At 49.7% G+C, this 18,132-nt stretch carries 15 protein-coding genes; 8 read left to right on the plus strand and 7 right to left on the minus strand.

The window, feature by feature from the left end; genetic code table 11:
- The first annotated feature begins 502 nt into the window (after nucleotides 1–502).
- Nucleotides 503–2,425 carry a biosynthetic arginine decarboxylase gene (gene speA, locus L4C36_RS05795; RefSeq protein WP_428476846.1) on the plus strand — a complete coding sequence of 641 codons (1,923 nt, stop codon included), beginning with the start codon at nucleotides 503–505 and terminating at the stop codon, nucleotides 2,423–2,425.
- 75 nt (nucleotides 2,426–2,500) lie between these two features.
- Entirely contained in the window at nucleotides 2,501–3,415 is a 915-nt protein-coding gene (gene speB, locus L4C36_RS05800; RefSeq protein WP_428476940.1) for an agmatinase, read from the plus strand.
- A 121-nt stretch (nucleotides 3,416–3,536) separates the two neighbouring features.
- On the opposite strand, the gene clpA is transcribed toward speB, so the two are convergent.
- The gene (clpA, locus tag L4C36_RS05805; RefSeq protein ID WP_428476847.1) at nucleotides 3,537–5,801 is read right to left on the minus strand and encodes an ATP-dependent Clp protease ATP-binding subunit ClpA; all 2,265 of its coding nucleotides are present in this window, start codon (nucleotides 5,799–5,801) and stop codon (nucleotides 3,537–3,539) included.
- 48 nt (nucleotides 5,802–5,849) lie between these two features.
- Nucleotides 5,850–6,170 (minus strand): ATP-dependent Clp protease adapter ClpS, encoded by a 321-nt coding sequence (gene clpS, locus L4C36_RS05810; RefSeq protein ID WP_428476848.1) that lies wholly within the window; start codon nucleotides 6,168–6,170, stop codon nucleotides 5,850–5,852.
- Nucleotides 6,171–6,652: 482 nt separating this feature from the next.
- Here clpS and cspD point away from each other — a divergent pair, with 482 nt between their 5' ends.
- On the plus strand, nucleotides 6,653–6,877 hold the full coding sequence (gene cspD, locus L4C36_RS05815; RefSeq protein WP_428476849.1) for a cold shock domain-containing protein CspD: 225 nt from the start codon (nucleotides 6,653–6,655) through the stop codon (nucleotides 6,875–6,877).
- 246 nt (nucleotides 6,878–7,123) lie between these two features.
- Here the strand turns inward: cspD and icd are convergent, their stop codons facing one another.
- Entirely contained in the window at nucleotides 7,124–8,377 is a 1,254-nt protein-coding gene (gene icd, locus L4C36_RS05820; protein ID WP_428476850.1) for an NADP-dependent isocitrate dehydrogenase, read from the minus strand.
- A 142-nt stretch (nucleotides 8,378–8,519) separates the two neighbouring features.
- Here icd and L4C36_RS05825 point away from each other — a divergent pair, with 142 nt between their 5' ends.
- The 5 genes from L4C36_RS05825 to L4C36_RS05845 all read left to right on the plus strand — a co-directional run bounded on the left by L4C36_RS05825 (nucleotide 8,520) and on the right by L4C36_RS05845 (nucleotide 14,009).
- Complete coding sequence (locus L4C36_RS05825; protein WP_428476851.1) at nucleotides 8,520–9,155, plus strand: pseudouridine synthase; 636 nt, start codon at nucleotides 8,520–8,522, stop codon at nucleotides 9,153–9,155.
- Between the two features lie 340 nt (nucleotides 9,156–9,495).
- Complete coding sequence (gene mnmA, locus L4C36_RS05830; protein ID WP_428476852.1) at nucleotides 9,496–10,611, plus strand: tRNA 2-thiouridine(34) synthase MnmA; 1,116 nt, start codon at nucleotides 9,496–9,498, stop codon at nucleotides 10,609–10,611.
- 14 nt (nucleotides 10,612–10,625) lie between these two features.
- On the plus strand, nucleotides 10,626–11,240 hold the full coding sequence (gene hflD / locus L4C36_RS05835) for a high frequency lysogenization protein HflD (RefSeq protein WP_428476853.1): 615 nt from the start codon (nucleotides 10,626–10,628) through the stop codon (nucleotides 11,238–11,240).
- A gap of 99 nt (nucleotides 11,241–11,339) precedes the next feature.
- A complete protein-coding gene (gene purB, locus L4C36_RS05840) occupies nucleotides 11,340–12,707 on the plus strand; it encodes an adenylosuccinate lyase (protein ID WP_428476854.1) in 1,368 nt (455 codons plus the stop codon).
- Between the two features lie 168 nt (nucleotides 12,708–12,875).
- Nucleotides 12,876–14,009, plus strand: a complete 1,134-nt coding sequence (locus L4C36_RS05845; protein WP_428476855.1) for a ribosomal protein uL16 3-hydroxylase — start codon at nucleotides 12,876–12,878, stop codon at nucleotides 14,007–14,009.
- Between the two features lie 148 nt (nucleotides 14,010–14,157).
- Here the strand turns inward: L4C36_RS05845 and oppF are convergent, their stop codons facing one another.
- The 4 genes from oppF to oppB form a co-directional block, all read right to left on the minus strand.
- A complete protein-coding gene (gene oppF, locus L4C36_RS05850; RefSeq protein WP_428476856.1) occupies nucleotides 14,158–15,150 on the minus strand; it encodes a murein tripeptide/oligopeptide ABC transporter ATP binding protein OppF in 993 nt (330 codons plus the stop codon).
- Entirely contained in the window at nucleotides 15,150–16,115 is a 966-nt protein-coding gene (locus L4C36_RS05855; RefSeq protein WP_428476857.1) for an ABC transporter ATP-binding protein, read from the minus strand. Before L4C36_RS05855 ends, oppF begins: the two co-directional genes overlap by 1 nt.
- A gap of 93 nt (nucleotides 16,116–16,208) precedes the next feature.
- On the minus strand, nucleotides 16,209–17,120 hold the full coding sequence (oppC, locus tag L4C36_RS05860; protein WP_428476941.1) for an oligopeptide ABC transporter permease OppC: 912 nt from the start codon (nucleotides 17,118–17,120) through the stop codon (nucleotides 16,209–16,211).
- Between the two features lie 15 nt (nucleotides 17,121–17,135).
- Nucleotides 17,136–18,056, minus strand: a complete 921-nt coding sequence (gene oppB, locus L4C36_RS05865; protein WP_428476858.1) for an oligopeptide ABC transporter permease OppB — start codon at nucleotides 18,054–18,056, stop codon at nucleotides 17,136–17,138.
- Between the last annotated feature and the right edge of the window lie 76 nt (nucleotides 18,057–18,132).

Below are 18,132 nucleotides of genomic sequence, written 5' to 3' on the forward strand. Positions count from 1 at the left end.
TTATTTGCCTCACAAGGATTTCGGTTGTCTAATCGCACAGCACCCAGCTGACATGGTAAGACCATGCAACCGAGGTGTAGACGGGTTCACCCTTGAGCCTCATCTTTCTTCATACCGTGAAATCTGTCTGCAGCACGGCCGTGTAGGAATGACAATGAAACCTCTCGCAATCCATGATGCACTGGTGCAACTTAGCCTAGTGACCGTTTGCGACACCGCAGCCAATCTCTACCCCAAAGACATTACGCTAACGGCAACGAGTCCTCTTGCCCGTCGCAAGAAAAGGATGTCGCTTAGGCGAACCAAAAGAGCACGTTAGCCCATAATCCCTTGGCCTATCGGTTTCACGCAGCCTGCGGAGTGTCTTCTTTCTATCATGACGCTACCCTCCGCATGCTAGATGAGTATTATCAACTTGGTGCTTGCAGTCTTCACGGCTGGGCTTTACCACAGCCGTCTTTAACACCGCTGCCAGCACCCAATCACTGATCGAGGAAAATACATGAGTGATTGGTCTATCAATGATGCACGTGACGTTTACAACACCCCTTACTGGGGTCAGGGCTATTTCGACATTAACTCACAAGGTGAAGTCGTTGTTAAACCTGATAATGTCAATCCGAACCATACTATTCCCCTCTCTCAATTGGCCGATGAGCTGATTGCCAAAGGGGCATCATTACCCGTATTAGTTCGTTTCCCTGATATTTTGCATCATCGGGTGGACAGCCTATGCTCGACCTTTAATCAGGCGATTGAGCATTATGGTTACCAAGGTGAATACCTCGCGGTTTATCCCATTAAAGTCAACCAGCAAGAAGCGGTTGTCAGTGAGATCCTCGCCAGTCAATACGCCAAGCAACAACGTCAGTTGGGCTTAGAAGCCGGCAGTAAGCCTGAGCTGATGGCGGTATTGGCGATGGCACAACAAGCCAGTTCCGTGATCGTCTGTAACGGCTATAAAGATCGCGAGTACATCCGTTTAGCCTTGATCGGTGAAAAGCTCGGCCACGAAGTGTACATCGTGCTTGAGAAGCTCTCTGAGCTGCAGACCGTCATGGAAGAAGCCAACGCGCTGGGTGTGCGCCCTCGCTTGGGCCTGCGGGCGCGTTTATCGTCGCAAGGTAAAGGTAAATGGCAAGCCAGTGGCGGTGAAAAATCCAAATTTGGCCTCTCTGCGTCACAAGTGCTCACCGTCATCAACAAACTGCGTGACAACGATATGCTCGATTGTCTGCAGCTGCTGCATTTCCACTTAGGCTCGCAAATCGCCAACATTCGTGACGTGCGTAATGGCGTGGGCGAAGCCAGCCGTGTTTACGCAGAATTGTGTAAATTGGGTGTCGGCATAACCACGGTTGACGTAGGCGGTGGTTTGGCGGTGGACTATGAAGGTACCCGTAGCCAGAGCAGCTGCTCGATGAACTACAGCTTGCGTGAATACGCAAACAACGTGGTCTACACCCTCGGGGATGTGTGTAAAGAGTATGACATTCACATGCCGCGCATCATCTCTGAATCAGGCCGTAACTTGACTGCACACCACGCCGTGTTGATCACGGATGTGGTCGGGGTAGAAAGCTATCAGGGTGAGTCGGTATATCCGCCAGAAGAAAATGCGCCGCAGATCCTGCATAACATGTGGCACTCTTGGCAGGACTTGAAGGCCCTGACGGATCACCGTTCATTGGTCGAAATTTACCATGACAACCAAAGTGATCTGTCTGAAGTACACACCCAATTTGCCATGGGTATGCTGAATTTCACGGAACGTGCATGGGCTGAGCAAATCAGTCTGCGTCTATGCTATGAATTGGAAAAACGCCTTTCGACGAAGAACCGGGCTCACCGTCCTTTGCTGGACGAGATGCACGAGCGTTTAGCCGACAAGTTCTTCGTGAACTTCTCGCTGTTCCAATCACTGCCTGATGCATGGGGCATTGAACAAGTGTTCCCGGTACTGCCACTGAGCAATTTGGACAAAGCGCCAGAGCGCCGGGCGGTGATCCTGGATATCACCTGTGACTCCGATGGCGCGATTGACCAGTATGTCGAAGGCCAAGGTATAGAGAGTACTCTTGCGGTGCCAGCATGGACCGATGAAGCCCCTTATCGTCTCGGTTTCTTCATGGTCGGCGCATACCAAGAAGTGTTGGGCAATATGCACAACCTGTTTGGGGATACCGATACCGCCACCGTTCGCAGCAAACCAGATGGCAGCTACCACATCGAACAAGTGGATCGCGGTGACAGTGTGGGGGATGTGTTGCGTTATATGCATCTCGATTCAGAGTCATTCCTTCGCCAATACGAAATCATGGTGAAGCAGCACCTGCCAGAAAGCGAACATGCTGACATTCTGGCAGAGCTTGCAGAAGGGCTACAAGGCTATACTTACTTGGAAGATATCCAAGGCAGTCGCTAATTCATTAGAAGATTTATCCCCCTCGCTCACGCCACGCATGAACGAGGTATGAACACGATTTTTGGGAGCTTTATCATGGCAACACTGGCTAACTATCCGGATTATTCACTGTACGCCAATGCGTTCGGTTTCTTGCGTCAACCGCTTGAATTTAACCCAAACGCGTCTGATGCGGATGTGATCATCACGGGCGTACCGTTTGATATGGCGACAACGGGCCGTTCTGGCAGCCGTATGGGCCCAGGGGCTATTCGTCAGATTTCTACAAATTTGGCTTGGGAAGGCAAACGCTGGCCGTGGTCATTCTCACTGGCTGACAAAATCACCATCGCTGACTGTGGCGATTTAGTGTTTGATTGTGGCGATGCCGGTCAAATGTGTGAGCGTCTGGAACAACACGCCACCAGCTTGCTGGCACAAGGTAAAACCCTACTGACATTTGGCGGTGACCACTTCGTCACGCTGCCGCTGCTGCGTGCTCACGCCAAGCAATTCGGCGAAATGGCGCTGATCCACTTCGATGCCCACACTGACACCTATGACATGGGCAGCCAGTACGATCACGGCACCATGTTCTACCATGCGCCGAAAGAAGGCCTGATCGATCCGACACACTCGGTACAGATAGGTATTCGTACAGACTACGACAACACGCTGGGTTTCAATGTGATTGATGCCGGTACCGCCAATGATTGGTCGGTCGATCAGATCGTGGAAAACATCAAGCAAACAGTGGGTGACCGTCCGGTTTACCTGACGTTTGATATCGACTGTTTGGATCCCGCGTTTGCACCAGGTACGGGCACGCCAGTGTGTGGCGGCCTGACGTCAGACAAAGCACTGAAAATCATCCGTGGTTTACAGGGCATTAACCTGATCGGCATGGATGTGGTAGAAGTGGCGCCGGCTTACGATCACGCCGACATGACCGCATTGGCTGCGGCAACGATTGCGACCGATCTGCTTCACCTGTGGGCAAGCCAGCGCTAAGCGCTGAGAATCTCATTTATCAGCAGAATAGCTTGCTGATCTCAAAAAAATAACCGCCTTTCGGCGGTTATTTTATTTCAGCTGTTTTTATCTAAAAGCCGCTATACAGGATCTATGCAGGTTAGTGCGCAGGTTCCATTTCGCTGCTGAATTGGAAATCCAATTCATCATTGACGAGATCGACACGCACCGAACCGCCATTAACAAGGCAACCAAACAACAGTTCATTGGCCATCGGTTTCTTCAAGTTATCTTGAATCACACGCGCCATTGGACGAGCACCCATCGCCTTGTCGTAGCCTTTGTCAGCCATCCATTCGCGAGCAGCCGACGACACTTCCATCGACACGCCACGTGCGTCCAGCTGGGCTTGCAACTCGACAATGAATTTATCAACAACCAGAGAAATCACGTCTTTCTCTAGGTGGTTGAACCAAATAATGCCATCAAGACGGTTACGGAACTCAGGCGCAAACACACGCTTGATTTCCCCCATCGCATCCAAGCTGTGATCCTGCTGGATCAGACCAATCGACTTACGCACGGTTTCCGTCACACCGGCATTGGTGGTCATCACCAAAATCACGTTACGGAAATCGGCTTTACGGCCATTGTTGTCTGTCAGTGTCCCGTTATCCATGACCTGCAGTAGCAGGTTAAAGACATCTGGGTGCGCCTTCTCGATTTCATCAAGCAGTACCACAGAGTGTGGGTTCTTGATCACTGCATCGGTCAGCAAACCACCTTGGTCGTAACCCACGTAACCCGGAGGTGCACCGATCAAACGGCTAACAGTGTGACGCTCCATGTATTCCGACATATCAAAGCGTAACAGCTCAATGCCCAGTGTACGTGCCAGCTGCACGGTCACTTCCGTTTTACCTACCCCTGTCGGGCCAGCAAACAAGAAAGAACCCACGGGTTTGTTATCCGCCCCCAAGCCTGCACGGCTCAGTTTGATCGCTTCTGTCAGTACATCAATCGCCGGATCTTGGCCAAACACCAACATCTTCAGTTTGCTATCGAGCTTCTGCAACACATCACGGTCACTCGACGACACAGACTTCTCTGGAATGCGTGCCATCTTGGCAATCATCGCTTCGATGTCGCTCACGTTCACCGTTTTCTTACGACGACTGGCTGGTGCAAGACGACAACGCGCGCCCGCTTCATCGATCACATCAATCGCCTTATCGGGCAAGTGACGCTCATTGATGTACTTGGCAGAAAGCTCCACCGCCGCACGGATCGCTTTGTTTGTAAAGCGAACCTCGTGGTGCGCTTCATACTTCGGCTTCAAGCCCATCAAGATCTTCGTGGTGTCATCAAGTGATGGTTCAATCACGTCGATTTTCTGGAAACGACGTGCTAGCGCGCGCTCTTTCTCAAAAATATTGCTGTACTCTTGGTACGTGGTTGAACCCATGCAACGCAATTTACCGTTGCTCAGTAGCGGTTTAATCAAATTCGCCGCATCCACCTGACCGCCAGAAGCAGCACCCGCACCAATAATGGTATGGATCTCATCAATGAACAAAATCGCGTGGTCTTCTTTTTCCAGCTGCTTCAAAATGGTTTTGAAACGCTTCTCGAAGTCACCACGGTATTTCGTCCCGGCCAATAGCGAACCAATATCCAGCGAGTAAATCACGCAGTCTTGGATCACCTCCGGCACTTGGCCTTCAACAATACGCCATGCCAGACCTTCAGCAATCGCGGTTTTACCCACGCCCGCCTCACCGACCAGCAACGGGTTGTTCTTACGGCGACGACACAATACCTGCACCGTACGCTCAAGTTCGCTATCGCGGCCAATCAGCGGGTCAACCCCACCGGCACGCGCTAACTGGTTCAGGTTTGTCGCAAAATTTTCCAGCTTATCTTCGCTGTTTTGCTCTGCACGCGGTTCTTCACCGCCCACATCTGGACCATTCAAATCGTCATTGTCGCTGTCTTTCACTGTGCCGTGGGAAATGAAATTCACCACATCCAAACGGCTGATGTCACTCTTCTTGAGCAAATACGCCGCATGCGACTCTTGCTCACTGAAAATAGCCACCAACACATTGGCGCCCGTGACTTCACTGCGACCGGATGATTGCACATGGAAAACGGCACGTTGTAATACACGCTGGAAGCTGAGTGTAGGCTGGGTTTCTCTGCTTTCATCATCGACAGGGATCAGTGGCGTAGTCTGCTCAATGAATGAGTCAAGCTCTTTACGCAACGTCTCTAAATCGGCTCGACAAGCCAATAAGGCTTCTTGAGCTGCCGCGTTTTCTAGCAGCGCCAACAGCAAATGTTCAACCGTCATAAACTCATGGCGCTTTTCTCTTGCCCGTGCGAATGCACCGTTCAAGCTAGCTTCAAGTTCTTTATTTAGCATAAGGCACCTCCCCTAAATACCACTCAATAATGGCGTGCCGAAAAAAGCCTAGGCCTTTTCCATCGTACACAGCAGCGGATGTTCATGCTCTCTCGCATGCATCATCACCTGGGCCACTTTGGTTTCGGCTACTTCAGCAGTGAAGGTTCCACAAACCGCTTTCCCTTCATAATGCACAGCCAGCATTAACTGTGTTGATTTCTCCAAATCCATGGAGAAGAACTTCTGTAACACTTCTATCACAAAATCCATCGGCGTGTAATCGTCATTGTTGAGGATAACCTTATACATCGATGGCGGTTTTACTTGGATCGCCTCTTCTTCCATGACATCGGAATCAGGAATGATCCATTCATATAACTTACTCATAACCTTAACTTACCAGTACAGTAGGAATAGTCCACTAATAAACAATCACTTAACTAAAATTAGTTGTTGAGTGACGAACCTAGTCACAGTTTTCCTACTTCTCTATTCAGACTAATCCACTCATTGTATTCCAGCAAATCAGAGATGACTATGACCTAGCCAGCAATCCGCGCTGATACTAGATGTATCTGCTAATAAAATATGCACTCATAACACAATCCATGAATGAAACGGTGAACTCGCTCTAATCACCACGTAAACCTGCTGTAACACCCTTTTTCCGTCTTATGCATAAAATTCTTTTTAGCAATAGCATTTTATGAAAATGTTATAATATGCACTTGACTGTCTATCTCATTTTACTACAGTGTAACGAGTAGACGGTGTTAACTGCATCAAATTAGCATTACTATGCAAGTCGTGCTAAAAAGGCTGAGCAGCGTAATGCAAAATGGAACTTGAATGCAAAAAAGGATGTAAGCATGGCAACAGGTACAGTTAAATGGTTCAATAACGCAAAAGGTTTTGGTTTTATTTGCCCAGAGGCTGGCGAGGGTGATGTATTCGCACATTATTCCACCATTCAGATGGATGGATACCGTACGCTCAAGGCTGGTCAGCAAGTTAGCTACAGTGTTGAAACGGGACCTAAAGGATTCCATGCGAAGGAAATCGTACCCGTTGTTGATGGCGAAGCGGCAAAATAAGCCCACTTCCCCCCCCTCCTTCTAAAGGCGAGTCTCTGACTCGCCTTTTTCGTCCTGACACCCCAGTGGACTCACCGTATTATCATCCCCTATTCACAAAGTGAATAGTTAATGCATAAACCGCACACATCCCTCGTCGTTGTCTCTATTAACAATACCGTTACCCGCGCTGTCATTCAACTTGCGCCACGGGTATAAAAAAACCCAGCCTAAGCTGGGTCTTGTGACAATACGCTACGTATACACTTACATTTGCTCAATCATGTCATCAGCAAATTCAGAACACTTACGCAAGGTTGCCCCTTCCATCTGGCGTTCAAAGTCATACGTGACGGTCTTATTGCTGATCGCCCCTTCCATCGCGCTGATGATAAGGTCGGCCGCTTCCGTCCAACCCAAATGACGTAACATCATTTCGGCAGACAGGATCAATGAACCTGGGTTCACTTTATCTTGACCAGCGTATTTCGGCGCGGTGCCGTGCGTCGCTTCAAACAGTGCCACACCGTCACCAATGTTGGCACCCGGTGCAATACCGATACCACCGACCTGTGCAGCCAGTGCATCAGACACGTAGTCACCGTTCAAGTTCATGGTCGCAATCACGTCATATTCTGCAGGGCGCAATAGAATTTGCTGCAAGAACGCATCCGCGATGCTGTCCTTAATGATGATCTCTTTGCCCGTGTTTGGGTTTTTCAGCGTCATCCATGGGCCGCCGTCGAGCAGCTGGGCACCAAATTCTTGCGCGGCCACTTCGTAGCCCCAATCTTTGAAGGCACCTTCGGTGAACTTCATGATGTTGCCTTTGTGTACCAACGTCAGTGAATCACGATCGTTATCAATCGTGTACTGAAGGGCTGCGCGGATAAGACGCTTCGTGCCTTCTTCTGATACTGGCTTAATACCAATACCACACTGCTGTGGGAAACGGATCTTTGTCGCGCCCATTTCTTCTTGCAGGAATTTGATCACTTTATCAGCGTCTTCTGTACCGGCTTTAAACTCAACACCGGCGTAGATGTCTTCTGAGTTTTCACGGTAAATGACCATGTCAGTCAGTTCAGGCTGCTTAAGCGGGCTCGGTACGCCATCAAAGTAACGTACTGGTCGAACACAGATATACAGATCAAGCTCTTGACGTAGGGCAACGTTCAGAGAGCGAATACCACCGCCAACAGGCGTGGTCAGTGGGCCTTTGATTGCCACTTTGTATTCACGGATAAAATCGAGGGTTTCTTGCGGTAGCCACGCATCTTCACCGTAGACATGCGTTGATTTCTCACCGGTGTAGATTTCCATCCAAGCGATTTCGCGATCACCGGCATACGCTTTTTTCACCGCCGCATCGACGACTTTGATCATGGCAGGGCTGACATCTACCCCAATACCATCACCTTCGATGTAAGGAATGACAGGGTTGTTAGGAACGACCAGTTTACCTTCAGCGTCCAGAGTGATTTTCTGACCTTCAGCGGGTACAACTACTTTACTATCCATTTAAATCTCCTAGCGTCCATTTGTTATCTTTTTGTAAGATGCGCGCAAATCATACTTGAAATTTTATCGATACGCCACTCACCTGATTTTTCGCGTATAATAGGCGTGTCTATTTCCTATTCCCTTTTACAACACGCTATTTATGAAGCCAAATACCTCTCCACGTCAACCAAAACGTAACAATATTGAGCGCCGACCATCAAGAATGCTCAACAAACCGAAGCGTCCTCGCGGCCCGCAAAAGATCATTTTATTTAACAAACCTTATAACGTTCTGACTCAGTTCACGGGCGAACCGGGCGACCAAACACTGTCTGATTTCATTCCGGTGAAAGATGTGTACCCAGCCGGTCGTCTCGATAAAGACAGTGAAGGATTACTGGTATTAACCAACGATGGGATCTTACAAGCGCGCTTAACCCAGCCGAGTTCTAAGCAACCCAAAACCTATTGGGTGCAGGTTGAAGGCGCACCCAGCGATGCCGACCTTGAGGCACTGCGTCATGGTGTCACGCTAAAAGACGGCCCGACCCTGCCAGCCGGTATCGAGCGTATTGATGCCCCTGATGTCTGGGAACGTACGCCACCGATCCGTGAGCGCAAAAACATTCCGACCACGTGGCTCGCGATTACCCTTAATGAAGGCCGTAACCGTCAGGTACGTCGTATGACGGCTCATATTGGTTTCCCAACGTTGCGTTTAATTCGCTACAAAACGGCAGAATGGACGGTCGCCGATTTGGCGCCCGGAGAATGGCGCGAAGTGACACTAAAATAACCCTCACTGCACCGCACTGACGGCCCATCATTGTTTGACCATACATGATGGGTCGAGTGGTTTAGCGTCCCCCTATTCCTCCTTCCTTTCCGCTTCATATTCACGCCCAGACAGACTCGCCATCACACGTTTTTTTATCATCGGATGACAAAAAGACTACACATTTCGATGTGGCTCCACTATCATAACCATCATGACGCAAACGTTTGCGTCGGTGATGGATAACGTAATTCCTGTTACCAGTGAAATTATTAAAGTGTGATTAGGCTCTCGCTCTGTTTCGGTAAAAAGCTTTCTGTTAGAATTACGCTCTTAACTCCATTATCGACTGAAGAGAAAAATGTCAGATAACAGCCAGAAAAAAGTCATTGTCGGCATGTCCGGCGGCGTTGATTCCTCTGTCTCCGCGTACCTCCTGCTTCAACAGGGCTACCAAGTAGAAGGCCTGTTCATGAAGAACTGGGAAGAGGACGATAACGACGAGTATTGCTCAGCGGCAGAAGATCTAGCTGACGCCCAAGCCGTTTGTGACAAACTGGGTATTACTCTGCACACCATTAACTTTGCAGCGGAATACTGGGACAACGTTTTTGAGTACTTCCTTGCTGAATATAAAGCAGGCCGTACACCTAACCCTGATATTCTTTGTAATAAAGAAATCAAATTCAAAGCCTTCCTCGAATTTGCCGATGAAGTACTGGAAGCCGATTACATTGCCATGGGTCACTACACCCGTCGCAGCTTCCCAACGGCAGAAGGCGACAAGCCAAAAATGCTACGTGGCGTCGATAACAACAAAGATCAGAGCTACTTCCTATACACCCTCAGCCACGAGCAAATTGCCCGTAGCCTATTCCCTGTGGGTGAGCTAGAGAAGCCAGAAGTTCGCCGCATTGCGGAAGAACAAGACCTGATCACGGCAAAGAAGAAAGATTCGACCGGTATCTGCTTTATCGGTGAGCGTAAGTTCACGGAATTTTTGGGCAAATACCTACCGGCACAGCCAGGTAAGATCGAAGTAGCCGATGATGGCACCGTGATCGGTGAGCACCAAGGCTTGATGTACCACACCTTAGGTCAGCGTAAAGGTCTGCATATTGGCGGCCAAAAAGGCGGTAACGGCCACGAAGATGCATGGTACGTGGTTGACAAAGATGTCGAACGCAATGTACTTATCGTAGGTCAAGGTAAAGACCACCCTCGCCTACAATCAGAAGGCCTGATTGCAGCGCAGCTTCACTGGGTGGATCGTCAACCCATCCGTGAACCCCTACAGTGCACGGTGAAAACACGCTACCGCCAACAAGATATCCCTTGCACCATCATTCCGATTAATGATGAGAGCATTAAGGTGATCTTCGACGAGCCGCAAATTGCGGTAACACCGGGTCAATCTGCCGTATTCTATAGCGGTGATATCTGCCTGGGTGGCGGTATTATCGAGAAGCGTATCTAAGGGAGTTAACGCACGTGGCACATTCTGTTTATGACCGTACTATTGCATTCGCTGGTCTCTGCCAGGCGGTAAAACTTGTTCAAAAAGTCGCGAAAGACGGTCACTGCGATCATGACGCACTGGAAACGAGTTTAAACAGCATCATTGTGACGGATTCCGCCAATACGGTAGATATTTTTGGCAGCGAATCACAACTTCGCATGGGCCTAAAAACCCTGACGGAGATTGACGGCAGCCCATCAGGCAACGATATGACCCGTTACCTCATGAGCGTATTGGTGCTAGAGCGTAAACTCGCCAGCCGTCGCGACAGCATGCAACAGCTTGGCGACCGCATTGATACCGCCAAGCGCCAAGTCGGCCATTTTGAATTGATGGACGATCAGATGATCAGCAACCTTGCGAGCATCTACCTCGACATCATCAGCCCGTTAGGGCCACGCATCCAAGTGACGGGCACCCCCGCGCAGCTGCAGCAACAGAATGTGCAACATAAAGTGCGTGCGTTATTACTGGCCGCAATCCGTGCCGCTGTATTGTGGCGTCAGGTGGGTGGCAAGCGCCGTCATCTGATTTTCGGACGTAAACAAATGACTGAGCAGGCGAAGATCCTATTGGCCCGCAGTTAAATCAATATGCCGGCTTAGCCGGCCTATTTTTCAGCCTAGACACCGCTTCGTTCTAGGTACGTAACACCTTTTTTATTATTCTTTAATCAGGAGAGCAACATGGAACTGTCAGCATTGACTGCTGTTTCCCCAGTAGATGGCCGCTACGGAAGCAAAACGAGTGTACTACGCAGCATTTTCAGTGAATTTGGTCTGCTAAAGTACCGTACTATCGTTGAAATCCGCTGGCTACAAAAGCTAGCCGCTACTGATGCTATCGTGGAAGTCCCTGCGTTCAGCGCTGAAGCCAATGCCTTCCTTGATCGCATTGCTGCTGAATTCAGTGAAGAAGATGCGCTACGAATCAAAACGATTGAGCGCACGACAAACCACGACGTTAAAGCTGTTGAATACTTCCTGAAAGAAAAAGTCGCAGAACTCCCTGAACTGCATGCAGTGAATGAGTTCATTCACTTCGCGTGTACATCTGAAGACATTAACAACCTGTCTCACGCTCTGATGCTAACAGAAGCGCGTGAACACGTGATGCTACCAGAAGTACGTAACGTGATTGATGCAATCAAAGGCCTTGCGAACGAATACCGTACCGTGCCGCTACTGACACGTACTCACGGCCAGCCTGCTTCTCCATCAACGATGGGTAAAGAAATGGCGAACGTAGCGTACCGTATGGAGCGTCAATTCAAGCAAATCGAAAACGTGGAAATCTTGGGTAAAATCAACGGTGCAGTCGGTAACTACAACGCCCACATCTCTGCGTACCCAGAGATTGATTGGCACCAGTACAGCGAAGAGTTCGTGACCTCTCTAGGTATCACTTGGAACCCGTACACCACGCAAATCGAACCACACGATTACATCGCTGAATTATTTGATGCGTTCGCACGTTTCAACACCATTCTGTTGGACTTCGACCGTGACGTGTGGGGCTACATCGCACTGGGTCACTTCAAGCAGAAGACTATCGCTGGCGAAATCGGTTCTTCAACCATGCCGCACAAAGTTAACCCAATCGACTTTGAAAACTCAGAAGGTAACCTGGGCCTAGCGAACGCTATCTTCGGCCATTTGGCGCAGAAACTGCCTGTTTCTCGCTGGCAGCGTGACCTAACTGACTCAACGGTACTGCGTAACCTGGGTGTGGGCTGTGGCTACGCGATCATCGCATACACCTCTACGCTAAAAGGCATCAGCAAGCTAGAAGTGAACCAAGCAGCGCTGGAAGCTGAACTGGATCGCAACTGGGAAGTATTGGCAGAGCCTGTACAAACCGTGATGCGTCGTTACGGCATCGAAAAGCCATACGAGAAGCTAAAAGAGCTAACGCGCGGTAAGCGTGTTGATGGCGAAGGCATGCGCCTATTCATCGATGGTCTTGAGCTTCCTGAGCACGAGAAAGCCCGTCTAAAAGAAATGACGCCAGCTAACTACATCGGTGATGCGGTTAACCTGACTGACAAATTGTAATTTATACAATCTGTTAGCGATAAATATTAAGGCCAGCCTCGTGCTGGCCTTTTCTTTATCTGTCGCTGGGCGATGCTTACCCTCATTTTGTACAAAGAAGTAGCACGCCAAACCGCGCACCTTCAGATATAATCGCCTCCCTAAACAGTCAGCAACTAAGCGTATTTTATGTACCAACTTACCTTCTCGTTTGATGAATTCCTCGCCGAATTCTGGCAAAAGAAACCGACCATCCTTAAAGGTGGTTTCAAAAACTTTATCGACCCAATCAGCCCGGATGAACTGGCCGGCTTGGCGATGGAAGAAGAAATCGACTCGCGCTATATTGCCAAGCTCGGCAGTGAGTGGGATGTGCGCCATGGTCCACTGACGTTTGATGACGTACCGGAAGATAACTGGTCGTTCATCGTTCAAGCCGTGAACCATTGGCATGAAGGTGCGGCACGTTTAGTGACCCCTTTCCGTCAACTGCCAAACTGGTTGATGGATGATCTAATGATCAGCTACTCCACGCCAGGTGGTGGCGTGGGTCCGCATATTGACCAATACGATGTATTCATCATTCAAGGTTCCGGTAAGCGCCATTGGCGTGTGGGTCCGAAGAAAGATGACTACGAAGAAGAATTCGGCCACCCAGCACTGCGTCAGATCAAAGGCTTTGATCCGATCATTGATGACATCCTTGAGCCGGGCGACATTCTGTACATCCCGCCAGGTTTCCCGCACGACGGTTACGCGATTGAAACGTCCATGAGCTTCTCTGTGGGCTTCCGTTCACCGAAGAAACAGGAACTGTTGAGCAGCTTTGCCGATTACGTGATCGCCAATGAAATCGGTGATGTGCACTACCACAACCCTGATTTGCCTGCACGTAATACCCCAGGTGCGATTTTGGACGATGAGTTCAACGCGATGGAAAGCATGATGCGTAGCCTGCTGGATCACCCAGAAGCGATGAAAGCGTGGTTAGGTGAGCATCTCAGCAACAGCCGTCACGAACTGGATATCATTGCAGCAGAGCCATCATGGGAAAATGTAGAAGTGCATCAGTTCCTGAAAAGCGGTGAAGCACTGAAGCGTCTGGGTGGCCTGCGTGCCTTCTACTACCCAGAGCAGCCGTCTGTATTGTTCATTAACGGCGAACGTTATGAGCTACCAGAAGAGTGTGGCGCGGCAGCGATTGAACTGTGTGATGCAGAAGCTATCACACAAGCACAAGTGGGTGAGATGATTGACCACCCTGCGTTTATTGACTTAATGACGCAAATGGTTAACCAAGGTTACTGGTTCCCAGCGGAATAATCCTTCGCACGCAAGCATAAAAAAAGCGCGATTTTTAACGCCGCGCTTAAAGCCTGTCACAGGCTTAAATTCATGAGGCTGGCGTATTCGCCAGCCTTTTTTTATTGGTTTTTACTTACATGTCCGTTTCACACAGACCGGTGTGGCATCAACATGATGCCATCAAGCACGACACCGCATGCACTTCATCACCCAGTAATTGCGGCTTGGTCGCGGCACAGCGATCGTTCGCGATAGGGCAGCGGGTTCTGAATACACACCCCGACGGCGGATTCATCGGTGACGGTAACTCCCCTTCCAGCAACTCAATATGCTTGTTGCGCTCCAAATCCGGATCCGGGATCGGCACTGCCGACATCAACGCTTTGGTGTAAGGGTGCTTCGGCGCATCAAACAACGCTTCTGCTTCCCCCATCTCGACCGAATTGCCCAGATACATGACTAACACACGGTCAGAGATATGCTTTACCACCGATAAGTCATGAGCAATAAAAATCAAGCTCAAGCCCATCTCTTTTTGCAGTGATTTTAGTAAATTCACCACCTGCGCCTGAATCGACACGTCCAGTGCAGACACGGGTTCATCACAAATGATCAGCTTCGGCTTCAAAATCAACGCACGTGCGATCCCAATACGTTGACACTGACCACCCGAGAACTCATGCGGATAACGGTTGATCACATTTGGCAGTAAACCTACCTTGGTCATCATCTCACGCACCTGCGCTTTCACGTCTTCCGTTGGCATCTTGGGGAAGTAGGCTTTCAACGGTTCGGCAATGATTTCCCCTACCGTCATACGCGGGTTCAGTGACGCCAGCGGATCCTGAAAAATCATCTGAATGTCTTTACGCTTCTCACGCATCGCCTTGTGATCAAGTGTTGTCAAGTCTTGGCCTAGCCATAACACCTTGCCTTCTGTGGCTGCCACTAGGCCAATCACCGCACGCGCAAAGGTGGATTTACCGCAGCCCGACTCGCCAACCACGCCAAGGGTTTCCCCTTCATACAGACGCACACCGACACCATCCACGGCTTTCAGGGTGATCGGCTTGGTCCATGGCCACGCCGATTTTTGCGCTATGTTGAAGTGCACTTTCAAATCGCTGATATCGAGCAAAAGTTGTTTTTGTACTTCCATTACCACGTCCCCATATCAGAAAAACACGCACGCAAACGGCCTTCGGCAAACGCTTTCAGGGCGGGCGCTTCTTGTGAGCATCGGCTAGTCACACGATGACAACGCTCTTGGTAAGGACACCCAACAGGCAGGCGCAACAAGTTCGGCGGGTTGCCCGGAATGGTCGGTAACTCTTCACTGTCCGTGTCCAAACGTGGGATCGCTTTCAATAAACCTTCGGTGTACGGGTGCGACGGCTGATAGAAAATCTCATTGATTTTGCCGTATTCCATCGTACGCCCCGCATACATCACCAGCACCTTATCACAGCTACCGGCCACCACGCCCAAGTCGTGGGTGATCATAATAATGGCAGTGTTGAAATCGGTTTTCAGATCATTCAACAACTCCATGATCTGCGCCTGTACCGTCACATCCAGTGCTGTCGTCGGTTCATCCGCAATCAACAGTTTCGGACGGCACAACAATGCCATGGCGATCATCACACGCTGGCGCATCCCGCCAGAAAATTCGTGTGGATACATGGTAATGCGCTGGCGGGCTTCCGGAATTTTCACCGCATCCAGCATGCGTACGCTTTCTTCAAACGCTTCTGATTTACTCATGCCTTTGTGCAACATCAACACTTCCATCAGCTGATCACTGACTTTCATGTAGGGATTGAGCGACGTCATCGGATCCTGAAAGATCATCGCGATTTGCTCGGCACGGATACGGTTCAGCTCTTTTTCAGGCAAGTTTAAAATTTCACGGCCTTCAAACTTGGCACTGCCGCCAATCACGCCGTTTTTGGCTAACAAGCCCATAATGGCGAACACGGTCTGGCTCTTACCCGAGCCCGATTCGCCGACGATACCCAGTGTCTCTCCCTGCTGGAGAGAAAAATTCAGATCATTAACCGCGGTGACAATGCCATCTTGTGTTTTAAATTCTACGCGGAGATCTTTGACATCTAATAAACTCATACTACTTCCTTATCATGTCTTCCCATCAGCGTGCTCTCGGCCTTTATTTGACGACCTAAGGCCGGTCTTCGCACGCCCTGTTCCGCCTTGCGGTTATCTGTCTTTTGGATCCAGTGCGTCACGTAAACCGTCACCCACGTAGTTAAAACAGAACAAGGTCACCACCATAAAGGCGGCTGGGAACATTAACTGCCAAATCGCCACTTCCATCGTCTGTGAGCCTTCTTGTAGCAAGGCCCCCCAGCTGGTCATCGGCTCTTGCACACCCAGTCCCAAGAAGCTCAGGAAAGATTCGGTCAGGATCATCGACGGTACCAACAAGGTCGAGTACACCGCCACAATACCCAGTACGTTTGGCACGATATGACGGGTAATGATGCGCCATTGGCTCACCCCTGACACGTGCGCCGCTTCAATGAATTCTTTGTTACGCAGTGACAGGGTTTGCCCCCGCACAATACGCGCCATGTCGAGCCAGGAGATAGCCCCAATAGCGACAAAGATCAGCATGATATTGCGACCAAAAATGGTCACCAATACGATGACAAAGAACATGAACGGAATGGAATACAGGATTTCCAGTATACGCATCATCACACGGTCAGTTCGCCCGCCAATGAAACCGGATGCCGCGCCATACAAGGTGCCGATCACGACAGCAACCAAGGCCCCCATGATCCCGACCATCAAGGAAATACGCCCGCCCACCAATGTACGGGTATAGAGATCGCGCCCCAAGCTATCGGTACCAAAGAGGTGCCCTTCCGCGCCCAAACTGGGTGCGGCATGCAAGGCATACCAGTCAGTATCATCAAAGGCATAACTACTGAACATCGGGCCAAAAATCACCGCGAGTGTGATAAACGTGAGAATGGTTAAGCTGACCATCGCCGCACGGTTGCGCATGAAACGAATGCGGGCATCCTGCCATAAACTGCGGCCTTCGATTTCCAATTGCTCAGAAAACTTCTCTACCGCATCAACGTTTTCTTTTTTCGTTAACATCATGTGATTGGCCCCTTAATAACGGATCTTCGGATCGATATACGCCAACACGATATCGACAATGGCATTGAAGATAATGGTCAATGAACCAATCAAGATGGTGATCCCCAGTACCAACGAGTAATCACGGTTAAACGCGGCATTCACGAACAATTTCCCGATTCCCGGCAGACCAAAGATGGTTTCAATCACCACCGAACCGGTAATGATGCCGACAAATGCAGGGCCCATGTACGACACCACCGGCAACATGGCTGGCTTTAGCGCATGCTTCATGATGATATACGGATAACTCAGGCCTTTCGCTCGGGCAGTACGGATAAAGTTACTGTTTAAGGTTTCAATCATGCTGCCACGGGTGATACGGGCAAAGGTGGCCACGTACAACAAGGACATCCCCATCATCGGTAACAACATGTATTTAATTGACCCATCATGCCAGCCTCCCGCCGGTAACCAGCCCAGATTGATCGAAAAGATGTAGATCAATACCGGTGCTAATATGAAGGAGGGCATGACGACCCCCGCCATGGCGGTCGACATAATGGTGTAATCAATCCAACTGTTCTGTTTCAAGGCGGCAATGGTGCCAACCGTGACCCCCATGATCAGTGCAAATATGAAGGCAAAGACCCCAATCTTGGCCGACACAGGCAACGCTTTACCCACTAATTCATTAACAGTGAAATCTTTGTATTTAAATGAGGGACCAAAATCCCCTTGGACGATATTGCCCAAGTACGTGGTGTATTGTTCAAACACCGGTTTATCGAGGCCGTATTTAGCTTCAATGTTCGCCATCACTTCGGGTGGCAGAGGACGTTCGCTGGAAAACGGGTTTCCGGGAGCGAAACGCATGAGGAAAAAGGAAATTGTGATCAATACCAACAAGGTGGGTATGGCTTCAAAAATCCGTTTTGCGATGAATTTAATCATAAACTACACCGTATTTTATCGTCTGTGACAGTCAATAGCTCACTGGCGTAAAACCAGTAAAAAAGGGCACAGCTCC

Source organism: Photobacterium japonica, from assembly GCF_050337005.1.
Taxonomy (GTDB): domain Bacteria; phylum Pseudomonadota; class Gammaproteobacteria; order Enterobacterales; family Vibrionaceae; genus Photobacterium; species Photobacterium japonica.

Coding starts and splice junctions, on each gene's coding strand:
- purB (WP_428476854.1), top strand. CDS start 11,340: ATGGAACTGTCAGCATTGACTGCTGTTTCCCCAGTAGATGGCCGCTAC.
- speB (WP_428476940.1), top strand. CDS start 2,501: ATGGCAACACTGGCTAACTATCCGGATTATTCACTGTACGCCAATGCG.
- L4C36_RS05855 (WP_428476857.1), bottom strand. CDS start 16,115: ATGAGTTTATTAGATGTCAAAGATCTCCGCGTAGAATTTAAAACACAA.
- clpA (WP_428476847.1), bottom strand. CDS start 5,801: ATGCTAAATAAAGAACTTGAAGCTAGCTTGAACGGTGCATTCGCACGG.
- oppF (WP_428476856.1), bottom strand. CDS start 15,150: ATGGAAGTACAAAAACAACTTTTGCTCGATATCAGCGATTTGAAAGTG.
- L4C36_RS05825 (WP_428476851.1), top strand. CDS start 8,520: ATGAAGCCAAATACCTCTCCACGTCAACCAAAACGTAACAATATTGAG.
- cspD (WP_428476849.1), top strand. CDS start 6,653: ATGGCAACAGGTACAGTTAAATGGTTCAATAACGCAAAAGGTTTTGGT.
- speA (WP_428476846.1), top strand. CDS start 503: ATGAGTGATTGGTCTATCAATGATGCACGTGACGTTTACAACACCCCT.
- icd (WP_428476850.1), bottom strand. CDS start 8,377: ATGGATAGTAAAGTAGTTGTACCCGCTGAAGGTCAGAAAATCACTCTG.
- clpS (WP_428476848.1), bottom strand. CDS start 6,170: ATGAGTAAGTTATATGAATGGATCATTCCTGATTCCGATGTCATGGAA.
- oppC (WP_428476941.1), bottom strand. CDS start 17,120: ATGTTAACGAAAAAAGAAAACGTTGATGCGGTAGAGAAGTTTTCTGAG.
- oppB (WP_428476858.1), bottom strand. CDS start 18,056: ATGATTAAATTCATCGCAAAACGGATTTTTGAAGCCATACCCACCTTG.
- L4C36_RS05845 (WP_428476855.1), top strand. CDS start 12,876: ATGTACCAACTTACCTTCTCGTTTGATGAATTCCTCGCCGAATTCTGG.
- mnmA (WP_428476852.1), top strand. CDS start 9,496: ATGTCAGATAACAGCCAGAAAAAAGTCATTGTCGGCATGTCCGGCGGC.